Raw genomic sequence first — 13,804 nt, 5'->3', positions numbered from 1 at the left:
TGGGTACGCAGACCGGCAAGCGGCGTTTTCATCTGATGCGCGGCGTCGGCGATAAAGCGCTTCTGTAACTCCATGTTCTGTGCGAGGCGCGTCAGCAGATCGTTGAACGACGTCACCAGCGGCTCGATTTCCGGCGGCGCGCGGCGGGCTTCGAGCGGCGACAGATCGTCCGGGCGGCGCGCGCGAATATGTGCCTGCAGGGCATGCAGCGGCGCGAGTCCGCGCGACAGGCCGAACCACACCAGCAGGATCGCCAGCGGCAGGATCACGAACTGCGGCAGGATCACGCCTTTGATAATGTCGTTGGCGAGCTGGCTGCGTTTGTCGAGCGTCTCTGCGACCTGCACCAGCACCGGCTGCGCGCCGGGTGTCTGCGGAAACTCGACGGTCGTATAGGCGACACGGATATCGTTGCCGCGCAGCACGTCGTCACGGAATTCGACGAGGCCCGGCGGCGGCCGGTCTTCCTCGTGCGGCAGCGGCATGTCGCGCTCGCCGCCCACCAGTTCGCCACGCGTGCCGAGCACCTGATAGAACACGCTGTCGACGTTGTCGGCGCGCAGAAAGTCGCGGGTGGAGTCGGGCAGCGACAGCTCCGCCACGCCGTTGATCGGATGGATCTGGCGGGCAAGCACGTAGGCGTCGGTTTCGAGCGCGCGGTCGAATGGGCCGTTGGCGATCGACTTGGCGACCAGGTAGGTGACCGCAAGGCTCATCGGCCAGAGCAGCAGCAACGGCGCCAGCATCCAGTCCAGAATTTCACCGAATAGCGAGCGCGGGCGTGCTTCGGCGGCGGCTTCGGTTTCGTCGGGCGGGGCGAACGGATTGGCGTAGCGCTCGTCGCGCGCCTCGTCGAGGTCCGCTGCGTGCGCCGTAGCGCGGTCTGCGCGTGCGGACATAGGCGTCTTCTATTTGTAGTGATGGCTCGCCGGCATCGCGGCCGACGGGGGCGAGGAGGGCGAGGAGGGCGGCTCGGATTCGGTGGCGGCGTGCGGCGCGAGCGTGTTGGCGCTCGGGTTCACGTTCGAGGGCTGGGCGGCTTTTTCGAGGCAGTACCCCAAGCCCCGCACGGTGATGATGCGCACACCGCTCGGCTCGATCTTCTTGCGCAGCCGGTGCACATAGACTTCGATCGCGTTATTGCTGACTTCCTCACCCCATTCGCACAGATGGTCGACGAGCTGTTCCTTCGACACCAGCCGGCCGATCCTTTGCAGCAGGACTTCGAGCAAACCGAGTTCACGCGCCGACAGGTCGATTACCTGCTCGTTGACATAGGCAATCCGGCCGACCTGATCGAACGACAGCGAACCATGCCGCACCACCGTCGGGCCGCCGCCCGCGCCGCGCCGGGTCAAGGCGCGTACGCGCGCCTCGAGTTCGTTCAGCGCGAAGGGTTTGGCCATGTAATCGTCGGCGCCGAGGTCGAGGCCTTTGACGCGTTCGTCGACGCTGTCCGCGGCCGTGAGAATCAGCACCGGCACGGTCGAGTTGCGGGCGCGCAGGCGGCGCAGCACCTCGAGCCCCGACATGCGCGGCAGGCCCAGATCGAGGATCAGCAGGTCGAAAGTTTGCATCGACAGCGCGGTGTCGGCCTCGACGCCGTTCTTCACATGATCGACGGCATAGGCCGATTGGCGGAGTGATCGAACCAGACCGTCCGCGAGTATGCTGTCGTCTTCGGCAATCAGAATTCGCATGGTGTGCCAACCTGGCCTAGCCGGCACCGTGGGGTGTCCCCCTGGCGCACAGCGGTCTCCGAAAATTATTGTGGGTAGTTGGGCAGTGCGACGGTAAAAATGCGCGTTCGCATGAGAATCGCGCTTGCCAAAACTACTGTTTTTTTATACAGTGTCTGAGTTTCGTGTGGTGTCCCTCAAGAATCTTGAAAACGTGGGCCGCACATCTGCCTCAGACGCCGTTCATCATAGCAAAGGACGATTCATGGAAGAAAGCAAGAAAGGCTCGGCTGGACTGACTGCTGAAAAGGGCAAGGCACTCGCTGCCGCGCTCGCGCAGATCGAAAAGCAGTTCGGCAAAGGGTCGGTCATGCGGCTCGGCGCAGGTGAGGCGGTCGAAGACATCCAGGTGGTCTCAACCGGATCGCTCGGTCTCGACATCGCGCTGGGCGTCGGCGGTTTGCCGCGTGGCCGTGTGGTCGAAATTTATGGCCCGGAATCGTCCGGTAAAACCACGCTGACGTTGCAAGTCGTCGCCGAAATGCAGAAGCTCGGCGGCACGGCAGCGTTTATCGACGCGGAACACGCGCTGGACATCCAGTATGCGCGCAAGCTCGGCGTGAACGTCAACGACCTGCTGGTTTCGCAGCCGGACACCGGCGAACAGGCGCTCGAAATTGCCGACGCACTGGTGCGCTCGGGCTCGATCGACATGATCGTGATCGACTCGGTCGCGGCACTCGTGCCGAAGGCTGAAATCGAAGGCGAAATGGGCGACTCGCTGCCGGGTCTGCAAGCGCGTCTGATGTCGCAAGCGCTGCGCAAGCTTACCGGTACGATCAAGCGCACGAACTGCCTCGTGATCTTCATCAACCAGATCCGTATGAAGATCGGTGTGATGTTCGGCAACCCGGAAACCACCACGGGTGGTAACGCGCTGAAGTTTTACGCATCGGTGCGCCTGGACATTCGCCGGATCGGTTCGATCAAGAAGAATGACGAAGTGATCGGTAACGAAACGCGCGTGAAGGTGGTGAAGAACAAGGTTGCGCCGCCGTTCCGAGAAGCGATTTTCGACATTCTGTACGGCGAGGGCATTTCCCGTCAGGGCGAAGTCATCGACCTTGGCGTGCAGGCAAAAATCGTCGACAAGGCCGGCGCCTGGTACAGCTACAACGGCGAACGGATCGGTCAGGGTAAGGACAACGCGCGCGAATTCCTGCGTGAAAATCCGGACATCGCCCGTGAGATCGAAAACCGCATCCGTGAATCGCTGGGCGTGAATGCCATGGCGGAAGTGGCGACCGGCGCGGCCGCTGAAGTCGCGGGCGAAGAAGAGTAACCAGCACGTGATACGCAAGGGCCGGCCGCCGTCCAACGCTGGACACAACGTGAACGGCCCGCGTGACGGTGGCGACGATTCGTTCGAGTCGTCGTCATCCTCATCTTCATCCTCTTCGCCGTCACCTTCCTCCTCATCGACTTCCCGGTCGACCCGGTCGTTTGGGCGGTCGTCGGGAAAATCGTCCAGTAGTTCATCCGGTAGTTCGTTCAGTCGTTCATCCGATTCATCGTTCGGCAAATCTTCTGGAAGCTCTTTCGGGCGTTCCACTTCACGTTCGCCGCGCGATCCTGCGGGCAACGCTGCCCCTCGGCGTTCACACGCATCAGATCCCGATCCCTTTGCCGCAGCCGGCGAAGCCGATCCTTTCGAATCGTTCGACGCGCACGATCGCGCCGCAGGTCGCCAGCCGCAGTCTGATCCCTCTGCGCAGGCTGAACCGGACCCGTCCGAAACCACCTATACCCGCTCGCGCCGCACGCCTGGCGAGGCGAAGCCGGAACAGGACGATGCAAAAAAATCCCAACGCCCGGCCCGTTCGCTAAAAGGACGTGCGCTCGGCTATTTGTCCCGGCGTGAATACAGTCGCTCCGAACTGGCCCGCAAGCTGAAGCCGTTCGTCGAGGAAACCGATTCGCTCGACACCTTGCTCGATTCGCTGGAAGCCGAAAACTGGCTGTCCGATTCGCGTTTTGCTGAAAGCCTGATCCATCGGCGCTCGTCACGGTTGGGCGCGAGCCGGATCGTCGGCGAATTGAAGCAGCATGCGGTGGACCAAACGCTGGTTGAAGAAGCCAGTGCGCAACTGCGCGAAACCGAACTGGCGCGCGCTCAAGCCGTCTGGCGGAAGAAATTCGACCGGCTTCCCGAAACCGCCGCCGAGCGAGCCAAGCAGGCGCGCTTTCTGGCATCGCGCGGTTTCTCGGGTGCTACGATTGGCAAAATTCTCAAAGGGTTCGACGAGGAGTGAGGCGGTAACTAGCTGCGCCATCCCGTTTGGCGCACGGCTCGTGCTGGATACCTGTGCGGTTCCCCCTTTGAGATAGCGTCTACCGCGCTCCCCGGCCCGCTGGGCGGCCCTGCGCATTCCGACCTGTCTCAAATACCCAGTATGCTAAAATTCGGGGGTTTTCCAATCCGGCCTTTCCTTTCCGCATGCCGCTCTCCCCGCCAGTATCCCGTCAGTTGCGCCATCGTCGCGCAATCAGAGCGGAAGCCTATGAGCGAGCCGATGGCCTGTGGGATGTGGAAGCGTGCTTGACCGACGAAAAACCGCGCGATGTGGTGCTTGCGTCGGGCGTCCGGCCCAATGGTCAGCCGATCCATGAACTCTGGCTTCGCATCACCATCGATCGCAAGCTCAACGTCGTCGACGCCGAAGCGTCGTCCGACTGGGTGCCCTATCCAGGGTTGTGCCAGGCCAGCAATCCCGCCTACCGTGCCCTCATCGGGCTCAATCTGTTCAACAACTTCCGTCGCGATGCTGCCCGTTTGCTGGCCGGCACGGCTGGCTGCACGCATCTCACCGAGTTGTGCGCGTTCCTGCCGACCGCTGCAATCCAGGCGTTCGCCGGCGACGTGTGGAACACCAATGAAGGCACGCCGGGCGCAGCGGCGAGTTCCGGGACCGAGCAGGCCAGAAGCAAAGACAGCACAGACGAGCATTCCAACAACAAACCGCCATTCCAGTTGGGACGCTGCCACGCGCTGCGTTTCGACGGCGAGGCGGTGCAACAGTTTTATCCGCGCTGGTATGGCCGCGCTCCGTATACAGCGGATCGCGCGGCATCGTCAGGCGACGGGGCAGCCCGCCAGACAGGTGAGGGCGGCAACGCGTCCGGCATGAACGACGGCAGCGGAAACGATGTTCAATCCAACTCTCAGACTGAAGGGAATCACGCATGAAGATTCACGAGTACCAGGGTAAGGAAATCCTGCGGAAATTCGGCGTCGCGGTACCGCGCGGCAAGCCGGTCTTCTCGGTGGATGATGCGGTCAAGGCCGCGGAAGAGCTCGGCGGCCCGGTATGGGTCGTGAAGGCTCAGATCCACGCGGGTGGCCGTGGCAAGGGCGGCGGCGTGAAAGTCGCGAAGTCGCTGGAACAGGTTCGTGAATACTCGAACCAGATCCTCGGCATGCAGCTCGTCACGCACCAGACCGGTCCGGAAGGCCAGAAGGTGAATCGTCTGCTGATCGAAGAAGGCGCTGACATCAAGAAGGAACTGTATGTCGGCCTGGTGATCGATCGCGTTTCGCAGAAGATCGTCGTGATGGCATCGAGCGAAGGCGGCATGGACGTCGAAGAAGTCGCGGAAAAGACGCCTGAGCTGATCCACAAGATCGCCGTCGACCCGTCGACCGGTCTGAAAGACGCCGAAGCCGACGAGCTCGCCACGAAGATCGGCGTGCCCGCCGCTTCGCTGCCGCAAGCACGCGCGATCCTGCAAGGCCTGTACAAGGCATTCTGGGAAACCGACGCATCGCTGGCCGAAATCAACCCGCTGATCCTGACCGGCGACGGCAAGGTCATCGCGTTGGACGCGAAATTCAACTTCGATTCGAACGCACTGTTCCGTCATCCGGAAATCGTCGCGTATCGCGATCTGGACGAAGAAGATCCGGCTGAAGTCGAAGCGTCGAAGTTCGACCTCGCGTACATCTCGCTCGACGGCAACATCGGCTGCCTCGTGAACGGCGCTGGCCTCGCAATGGCAACGATGGACACCATCAAGCTGTTCGGCGGCGAACCGGCGAACTTCCTGGACGTGGGCGGTGGCGCCACGACCGAGAAGGTCACGGAAGCGTTCAAGATCATGCTGAAGAACCCGAACCTGACGGCGATTCTGGTCAACATTTTCGGTGGCATCATGCGCTGCGACGTGATCGCGGAAGGCGTGATCGCGGCGTCGAAGGCCGTGTCGCTGAAGGTGCCGCTCGTGGTCCGCATGAAGGGCACGAACGAAGACCTGGGCAAGAAGATGCTCGCTGAATCCGGCCTGCCGATCATTGCGGCAGACAGCATGGAAGAAGCGGCTCAGAAGGTCGTCGCGGCCGCTGCGGGCAAGGCGTAAGCCAAACCCCAAGCGCGTTTACCAGGATTACGAATGGCGGCGCGTGAGCGACGCGGGCGGAGAACATCCCGTCCCGTGGCGCAGCGGCGCGACGCCAAACGAACAGAGGTTTATACATGTCGATTCTGATTAACAAAGACACCAAGGTCATCACGCAGGGCATTACCGGCAAGACCGGTCAGTTCCATACGCGTGCTTGCCGTGAATATGCAAACGGCCGCGAAGCTTACGTTGCAGGCGTGAACCCGAAGAAGGCCGGCGAAGATTTCGAAGGCATTCCTATCTACGCTAGCGTCGCTGAAGCCAAGGCTGAAACGGGCGCGACCGTGTCGGTGATTTACGTTCCGCCGGCAGGCGCTGCTGCTGCGATCTGGGAAGCCGTCGAAGCCGACCTGGATCTCGCAATCTGTATCACGGAAGGCATTCCTGTCCGTGACATGATCGAGCTCAAGGCACGCATGCGCGCAAAGAACAGCAAGACGCTGCTGCTCGGCCCGAACTGCCCGGGCACGATCACGCCGGACGAACTGAAGATCGGCATCATGCCGGGTCACATCCACCGCAAGGGCCGCATCGGCGTCGTGTCGCGTTCGGGCACGCTGACGTACGAAGCAGTCGGCCAATTGACGGCGATCGGCCTCGGCCAATCGTCGGCAGTCGGTATCGGCGGCGACCCGATCAATGGTCTGAAGCACATCGACGTGATGAAGATGTTCAACGACGATCCGGAAACGGACGCCGTCATCATGATCGGCGAAATCGGCGGTCCGGACGAAGCGAACGCTGCGGAGTGGATCAAGGACAACATGAAGAAGCCGGTGGTTGGCTTTATCGCCGGTGTTACGGCGCCTCCGGGCAAGCGCATGGGCCACGCCGGCGCGCTGATCTCGGGCGGTGCGGACACGGCCGAAGCCAAGCTGGAAATCATGGACGCATGCGGTATCAAGGTCACGAAGAACCCGTCGGAAATGGCGCGTCTTCTGAAGGCGATGCTGTAAATCGAAATTCGCGCGCAGTCACGGCGCGTTTTTGATACGCTTACGAAACCCTTTCGTGAGCGGGCAGTCTTAAAAAGCGGGGGAGTGTAGACTCCTCCGCTTTTTTATTGCTCGCGCGTCCGATTCCTTCTTATTCTTTTACTCATGCTCGAGTTCTTCGCCACGCTCCATTGGGGCGCAGTCATTCAGATCATCGTCATCGACATCCTGCTGGGTGGCGACAATGCCGTCGTGATCGCGCTTGCCTGCCGCAACCTGCCCCCTGCGCAGCGTACGAAAGGCGTGCTGTGGGGCACGGCCGGCGCCATCGTGCTGCGCGTGGCGCTGATTGCGTTCGCTGTGGCGTTGCTCGACGTGCCGTTGCTGAAATTCGCCGGCGGCCTGTTGCTGCTGTGGATCGGTGTGCGTCTGATGGCGCCCGCGCATGACGTCCACGAGAACATCAAGCCGGCCGACAAACTCATGTCGGCGATCAAGACCATCATCATCGCGGACGCGGTGATGAGCCTCGACAATGTGATCGCGATTGCGGGTGCCGCGGAGGCGGCTGATCCGGCGCACCGCATCGCGCTGGTGATTTTCGGCCTGGTGGTGAGCATTCCGCTGATCGTGTGGGGCAGCCAGATGGTGTTGAAGCTGCTCGACCGCTTTCCGATTGTCATTACGCTCGGTGCCGCCCTGCTTGGCTGGATCGCGGGTGGCCTGATCATCAACGACCCGGCCGGCGACCGTTGGCCGATCCTGGATTCGCCCGTGGCCGAGTACGGCATGAGCATCGCCGGTGCGCTGTTCGTCGTGATCCTCGGTTATCTGCTCAAGCGCCGCAACGCGAACCGCGCGGCGGCTTAAGCTGAACAACTCAGCCTGAACCGTGGCCGCACGCGCCACGGCAACGGTGCGGTGGCCTGAACATGGAACCGCACCCGTACCGGCCTCGGCTGTACTGGTGCAACGTTAGCCATTCGGCTGACTGTGTGGAACGAGTACCGCTGGCTACGATTGGAACGCCTGTCCCCGAGTCGAGGGGCAGGCGTTTTTCGTTTCAGGAGCCTGCCGATGATCGTTACTTTGCCGTACTCCCTTTTTTTCACAGTCCACGCTTTCCCCACAGAACCCGCTCGAACGAGCGCGCTGGACCGCACCGCTCGCACGTGCCTGCCGCCGCTTCGGTTTCGGCTTTACGCTGATCGAGTTAATGATCGTGCTGGCGATTGTCGGCGTCATCGCGGCCTATGCGATTCCGGCGTATCAGGACTATCTGGCCCGCAGCCGCGTGGGGGAGGGTCTCTCGCTGGCCGCATCCGCGCGGATCGCGGTGTCCGAAAACGCTGCTAGCGGCAATGCGTTCGGTGGTGGTTATGCGTCGCCGCCTGCCACCCGCAACGTTGAATCCGTCCACGTCGACGACGACACCGGCCAGATCACCGTTGCTTTCACGACGCGCGTCGCGCCTGCCGGTTCGAACACGCTGACTCTCGTGCCCTCGGTGCCGGACAATGCCGACGCGCCAACCGCGCGGATCGCCTTGAGCAAGGGGGCCGTGCAGGCGGGCGCGGTGACCTGGGAATGTTTCGCCGGCGGCAAAACGGCCTCCTCGCTGCCTGCGCCAGGCGCCGGGCCCGCACCTGCCGATGCGCCGTCCTTGCCGTCGAATCTTGCACCACCGGAGTGCCGCGCCTGAGTGGTGGCATAAGTGCTGGCATAAGCGGTCGCATGAGCGACCGGACGAGTAGCCGCACGAACGTCAAAGGCTGATTTTCGGGATATTTCAGCCCAGCCGGCGCACAGCAGGAGAATTTTTTTGTATAGTGCGCCGGTTGGTGCGACACGCACGCTCGTGTCCGGGTAGCCCCAACGTAAGGGGCATCGACTAGCGGCAAAGGAGGCGTCGGTATGAGCCTAACCGGTCGCGAAGATATCACGTGGAGCATCGGGAAGGGGCGCGAGTCCCTCGACGCAACTGCTCAGAAGCGGGGTATCTCTTTTAGCGAAGCGAGAGCCGGTAGAGGTTTGCCGGGTCTCGTTCATACGAGTCTCGGTAGAGCACATTCTCCGAGAGTTCGCATTGCATTGACCTGATTACCGTCAGGTTCCGCCCCGTCAGCGGCTTCATCTCCGCCGACAGGGTGGAGTGATGTATGTAATTCCTGCGCCGTCGGCGGCAATGGATTCGCGAACCGATACGAGCGAAAGCTCGGTGTGTCATTGTTTGGCCTCGTCAGTTGTACGGCGAGGATAGTGAACCTGCTGTACGACCAGCAGTAGCCTAAGAAGACATGCGTCACTGGTAACGGTGGGGTGTGAAGCTCTTCTGACAATGTAGCCCTCGGATGTTTCGGGCAGATCGATTCCGCGAGGAGCGATCTGGATACTCCCAGCAGCAAGGGGGTTGAGGAGCTAGGCTGGCTGATAGGGTTAACGTAAGTGAACTGCTGATAAACCTCGTAAGCACTGAGGAGCCAAAGCTGCTTGAACATTGGGCTCTAACCAAAAGGTACGTGGCTGGTTAATCCGCTCAACCGTCGGATTACGTCGTCACCTAGCCACCGGGGAAGAGGCAGAACCTACGTCAGTCGTGTGACATGCCGGGAACGTGGTAAGCCTGTATGGTTGCCAGCGCAGTCAGCTGGCAAGCGAACCGTAAGGGACGCTGTTGATTGTGCAGGTATGGGAGGACGGAAAAAGCGAAGGTCGGGCTGTAACGGTCCGGATAGGGGTTGGAACATCACCCCACGCGAAAGCGGGCAGACTTCCGTCTGGTCTACCGTCGCAAGACGGCTGACTACCCTCTGTCACTTGGTTAGATGCGGGCGCATGCGCCCGTATTGAGGAGTTTGTCCGAGATGTGAGTGCATGCGCTCATATTGAGGTGTCTGTTGTTCCCCAGCGGGGTGTGTCTTCCCCGCTGGGGGAGATGCGCCTTCTGCCGGGGATCTAATCCAAGGTAGGAGAGCAGCATGAAAGTATCTGGTCGAAAGACCGGATCTGCGCTTTCCCACGCGCCGGACAATTGGCACGCCATCGATTGGCGTCGAGTTGAGCGGAACGTGAGAGGGATGCAGATCCGAATTGCGAAGGCGACGCGGGAAGGTAACTGGCGCAGGGTGAAAGCCTTGCAACGGATGCTGACCCGCACGTTGTCCGCAAAGCTGTATGCGGTGCGACGTGTTACGCAGAACCAGGGTGCGCGAACGGCTGGAGTCGATCGCGAGCTATGGGATTCGCCTGAAAGCCGGTGGCTTGCTGTCGGCAGGTTGAAGCGGCACGGATATAAGCCTCTGCCTTTACGGAGAGTCTTTATCCCCAAGGCCAATGGGAAGGAGCGCCCTCTGGGCATTCCAACCATGCGGGACAGGGCGATGCAGGCCTTGTATCTGCTGGCCTTGGAGCCGGTAGCAGAGTCGACGAGTGACCCGAACTCTTATGGGTTCAGGCTCAACCGTTCGACGGCTGACGCCATGTCTCAGATTTTCGTTGTCATGGCCCGTCGCAGTTCAGCGCAATGGGTGCTTGAAGCGGACATCAAGGGATGCTTTGACCACATCAACCACAAGTGGCTGGAAAACAATGTCCCGATGGACAGGGTGATCCTTCGCAAATGGTTGAAGGCTGGCCTGATTTACAAAGGGCAGCTACAGGCGACGGAGGCCGGTACGCCGCAGGGAGGCATCATAACGCCACCAACAACAGAGCAAACTGCCGGATAAAATTGGGTCTGCGCATTTCAAGGGAGTGCCTGGCGCCGTGGTCCAGAAGCTGTTCCAAGGTTGATGTGGACCTCGTCCTTGAGACGGTCGCTCCCGCTGACAGGAAGGTGCAGCGATGACCCGAGGACGTAAAAAATGGCGCGTACGTCTGGCCTTCGAGCCGAACCGCTACGCCCAGGAGCAGTTGCAAAAGGCGTACGAGCAGATCAGTCCGATCGAAGCACGCGCAACGGCACAGCCGTCCGCTACGCGGCGCGCAGCGGCCAGGAAGGCGACCGTCAAGCGAGGTGGACGATGAGCAAAGCTGCGATGGTTGCGCTCTATGCGCGGGTATCCTCCGAACAGCAGAACAAACGCGGCACCATTGAAAGCCAGATCGCTGCACTGAGGGAGCGTATTTCGGCTGACGGGGCGCAGATCGTCGATGACATGTGTTTCGTTGACGCTGGCGTGAGCGGCGCGACACTGATCAGGCCACAGCTGGAGCGACTCAGAGACTGTGCCGCGCTCGGTGCGATCGATCATCTGTACATCCTGTCACCGGACCGGCTGGCGCGCAAATATGCGCACCAGGCGCTGCTGATGGAAGAGTTCACGGCCTGTGGCATCCAGGTGGTGTTCCTCAATCACGCAATCGGTACGACGCCGGAAGAGTCGCTGCTATTGCAGATGCAGGGCATGATCGCAGAATACGAGCGGGCGAAGATCGCCGAGCGTCACCGTCGTGGCAAGCTTCACGGCGCAAAACGCGGCAGCGTCAATGTACTGTCCGGGGCCCCCTACGGCTACCGCTACATTCGCCGGCAGCTCGACGGTACGCCGGCCCGGTACGTTATCGAACTGCCCCAGGCAGCGACGGTCCGGGCGATCTTCCAGTGGGTGGGGATGGACCGCCTGAGCATAGGGGAAGTGGTACGTCGCCTCACCGAGTCGGGTACGGTGACGGCGTCGGGCAAGCCGTACTGGGACCGCAGTGTGGTATGGGGCATATTGCGCAATCCTGCGTACATGGGGCGGGCTGCGTTCGGCAAGACGCAGTCGCGCGATCACCTGCAGGTACGCGTGCGTGCCCAGCGTCACAGTTCCGACGTACCCAGAAAACCGCACTCGACAACCCGCACCGACCCGCAAGACTGGATCGAGATTCCGGTGCCCGCCATCATCAGCGAGACGCTGTTCCAGTCGGCTCAGGAACAGCTTGCCGAGAACCGCAAGCTGGCACGCCAGAGGCGCGAGACTGTGCCGCTACGCCTGCTGCAAGGGTTGACGGTCTGCGGCCAGTGCCGTTACGCCTACTACGCGAAGAAGGTTAGCAAGGCTGCGGCGAAGGGGCATCAGCGGGACTACGCCTATTACCGCTGTGTTGGAACCGACGCCTATCGCTTCGGCGGCCAACGTATCTGTGACAATCTGCAGGTACGAACGGACCGGCTCGATGATCTGGTATGGCAGCAGGTCGTGGAATTGCTAAGGCATCCGGAACGACTGAAGAGCGAATATGAGCGTCGACTGGATATGATGGAGCGCCATGAGACGCGTGGCTTTGACATGAGCAACCTTGAAAAGCAGCGGCTGCAGCTGGAAAAGGGCAAGTCCCGGCTGATCGACAGCTATGCAGACGGTATCATCGACAAGACTGACTTCGAACCAAAGATGCAGCAACTGAAGAACCGGCTTGAGCAGATTGACCAGCAGATCCTTGAGTCCCGGCAGCAAGGGGCGGTGCAAAGTGAGTTGTTTCTGGTCATAAACCGGCTCGAGGAATTTGCAGGCGCCGTCACCGAAAAACTGGATACGATTGATCTTGAAACGAAGCGCAGGATCGTGTTGGGTCTAGTCAAGCGCGTCGAAATCCACAAGGATGAAATCGTCGTTGTGTTCAGGATCGATCCACAGCCGGGGGCTCTTGCCAGCGAAAATCCGAATGATTCAGACGATGGAGTGAAAAGTATGCAACATTGTACGAGGCGTAATTTCCCCGACGCTGGCAAACGTGACGCTGAACGCGCTGGAACGTGAACTGATTGCGCACCTCGGTGCGAAATTTGGGATCGGGAAAGCGAAGAAGCTGAAAGTAAATGTGGTGCGATACGCGGACGACTTCGTCATCACCGGCGACTCGAAAGAGATGCTGGAACACGAAGTCAGGCCTTGGATAGAAACTTTCCTTGAAGTACGGGGATTGCAACTATCGGAGGAGAAGACCCGGATCGTTCACATTGACGAAGGCTTTGATTTCCTTGGGTGGAATTTCCGGAAATATTCGGGAACGCTGCTCATCAAGCCGAGCAGGAAGAACGTGCAGACGTTCTATCGCAAGGTGGCGGATACGATCAGCGGTCACAAAGCGGTAAAGCAGGAGGAGTTGATCCGATTGCTGAATCCGATGCTACGAGGCTGGGCACAATATCACAGCCCTGTAGTAGCCAAGCAGGCGTATAGCCGCATGGAGTCGTTGGTGTTTTACAGGCTCTGGCGGTGGTCGAAGCGGAGGCATCCAAACAAGAACGCGGAGTGGGTGAAACGGAAGTACTTTCACTCGCTCGGCAATCGGCATTGGGTGTTCGCCGCTCCCGTAGTTCAAGAGGACGGCAGCAAGGGTTTGCTTGAGCTGTACCAGATCAGCGGTACGGACATCAGGCGCCACAGGAAGGTCAAAGGGGAATTCAATCCTTTTGATCCATTGTGGGAGCAGTACAGCGAGCAATTGCGGCAGGATCGCATGGAGTATTCAATGCGATATCGCAAGCAATGGGTGGCGCTGTACAAATCACAGGGCGGGTTGTGCGCGCACTGTGGTTGGGCTCTGACGAACGAGACCAGTTGGCACGACCATCATCTGGAATATCGGATGCATGGCGGGACCGACGCTCTGTCCAACAGGGTTTTGCTGCACCCCGACTGCCACCGGCAGGTACACGTTGGTAAACTTGTGGTAACTAAGCCGGCTCCGTCTTTGCACTGACGGGGCTTTGTAAAAGAAATATGTAGGCTTGAGCCGTATGCG

At 60.6% G+C, this 13,804-nt stretch carries 10 protein-coding genes and 3 pseudogenes; 11 read left to right on the top strand and 2 right to left on the bottom strand.

What is annotated here, in order from left to right; translation table 11 throughout:
* Nucleotides 1-899 (bottom strand): sensor histidine kinase (locus tag GNZ12_RS05805; protein WP_172309453.1); only part of this gene is annotated, 899 nt, incomplete at its 3' end.
* 9 nt (nt 900-908) lie between these two features.
* Nucleotides 909-1,700, bottom strand: coding sequence for a response regulator transcription factor (locus GNZ12_RS05800; RefSeq protein ID WP_172309452.1), 792 nt, complete (start codon nt 1,698-1,700; stop codon nt 909-911).
* Between the two features lie 244 nt (nt 1,701-1,944).
* On the opposite strand from GNZ12_RS05800, the gene recA reads away from it, so the two are divergent.
* The 11 genes and pseudogenes from recA to GNZ12_RS05745 all read left to right on the top strand — a co-directional run.
* A complete protein-coding gene (gene recA / locus GNZ12_RS05795) occupies nt 1,945-3,021 on the top strand; it encodes a recombinase RecA (protein WP_097390345.1) in 1,077 nt (358 codons plus the stop codon).
* A gap of 7 nt (nt 3,022-3,028) precedes the next feature.
* The gene (gene recX, locus GNZ12_RS05790) at nt 3,029-3,991 is read left to right on the top strand and encodes a recombination regulator RecX (protein ID WP_407947681.1); all 963 of its coding nucleotides are present in this window, start codon (nt 3,029-3,031) and stop codon (nt 3,989-3,991) included.
* A gap of 185 nt (nt 3,992-4,176) precedes the next feature.
* Nucleotides 4,177-4,926: a DUF2889 domain-containing protein gene (locus tag GNZ12_RS05785; protein ID WP_074282285.1), complete on the top strand. Its 750-nt coding sequence runs from the start codon at nt 4,177-4,179 to the stop codon at nt 4,924-4,926.
* Complete coding sequence (gene sucC / locus GNZ12_RS05780; RefSeq protein ID WP_054034438.1) at nt 4,923-6,092, top strand: ADP-forming succinate--CoA ligase subunit beta; 1,170 nt, start codon at nt 4,923-4,925, stop codon at nt 6,090-6,092. The genes GNZ12_RS05785 and sucC overlap by 4 nt, the downstream gene beginning before the upstream one ends.
* A gap of 116 nt (nt 6,093-6,208) precedes the next feature.
* Nucleotides 6,209-7,090, top strand: coding sequence for a succinate--CoA ligase subunit alpha (gene sucD, locus GNZ12_RS05775; protein ID WP_030101039.1), 882 nt, complete (start codon nt 6,209-6,211; stop codon nt 7,088-7,090).
* A gap of 144 nt (nt 7,091-7,234) precedes the next feature.
* The gene (locus GNZ12_RS05770; protein WP_172309451.1) at nt 7,235-7,939 is read left to right on the top strand and encodes a TerC family protein; all 705 of its coding nucleotides are present in this window, start codon (nt 7,235-7,237) and stop codon (nt 7,937-7,939) included.
* Nucleotides 7,940-8,146: 207 nt separating this feature from the next.
* Nucleotides 8,147-8,771: pseudogene (locus tag GNZ12_RS05765) on the top strand (pilin).
* A gap of 1,276 nt (nt 8,772-10,047) precedes the next feature.
* Nucleotides 10,048-10,788: pseudogene (locus tag GNZ12_RS05760) on the top strand (reverse transcriptase N-terminal domain-containing protein); the annotation flags it as partial.
* Nucleotides 10,789-10,912: 124 nt separating this feature from the next.
* A complete protein-coding gene (locus tag GNZ12_RS05755; RefSeq protein WP_102857292.1) occupies nt 10,913-11,095 on the top strand; it encodes a hypothetical protein in 183 nt (60 codons plus the stop codon).
* The gene (locus GNZ12_RS05750; RefSeq protein ID WP_172309449.1) at nt 11,092-12,816 is read left to right on the top strand and encodes a recombinase family protein; all 1,725 of its coding nucleotides are present in this window, start codon (nt 11,092-11,094) and stop codon (nt 12,814-12,816) included. The genes GNZ12_RS05755 and GNZ12_RS05750 overlap by 4 nt, the downstream gene beginning before the upstream one ends.
* Nucleotides 12,764-13,762, top strand: a pseudogene (locus GNZ12_RS05745) (group II intron reverse transcriptase); the annotation flags it as partial. The gene GNZ12_RS05750 and the pseudogene GNZ12_RS05745, both read left to right, overlap by 53 nt.
* Nucleotides 13,763-13,804: the final 42 nt, after the last annotated feature.

Origin of the sequence: Paraburkholderia solitsugae, assembly GCF_013177695.1 — a bacterium.
Classification (GTDB): Bacteria; Pseudomonadota; Gammaproteobacteria; order Burkholderiales; family Burkholderiaceae; genus Paraburkholderia; species Paraburkholderia solitsugae.
Note: the sequence above shows the minus strand (reverse complement) of the source record. Positions and strands in the feature narration are given on the sequence as shown.

Excerpts from the sequence above, each read along its gene's own strand:
- GNZ12_RS05770 (WP_172309451.1), top strand. The coding sequence starts at position 7,235 with ATGCTCGAGTTCTTCGCCACGCTCCATTGGGGCGCAGTCATTCAGATC.
- sucC (WP_054034438.1), top strand. The coding sequence starts at position 4,923 with ATGAAGATTCACGAGTACCAGGGTAAGGAAATCCTGCGGAAATTCGGC.
- GNZ12_RS05800 (WP_172309452.1), bottom strand. The coding sequence starts at position 1,700 with ATGCGAATTCTGATTGCCGAAGACGACAGCATACTCGCGGACGGTCTG.
- sucD (WP_030101039.1), top strand. The coding sequence starts at position 6,209 with ATGTCGATTCTGATTAACAAAGACACCAAGGTCATCACGCAGGGCATT.
- GNZ12_RS05755 (WP_102857292.1), top strand. The coding sequence starts at position 10,913 with ATGACCCGAGGACGTAAAAAATGGCGCGTACGTCTGGCCTTCGAGCCG.
- GNZ12_RS05750 (WP_172309449.1), top strand. The coding sequence starts at position 11,092 with ATGAGCAAAGCTGCGATGGTTGCGCTCTATGCGCGGGTATCCTCCGAA.
- recA (WP_097390345.1), top strand. The coding sequence starts at position 1,945 with ATGGAAGAAAGCAAGAAAGGCTCGGCTGGACTGACTGCTGAAAAGGGC.
- GNZ12_RS05785 (WP_074282285.1), top strand. The coding sequence starts at position 4,177 with ATGCCGCTCTCCCCGCCAGTATCCCGTCAGTTGCGCCATCGTCGCGCA.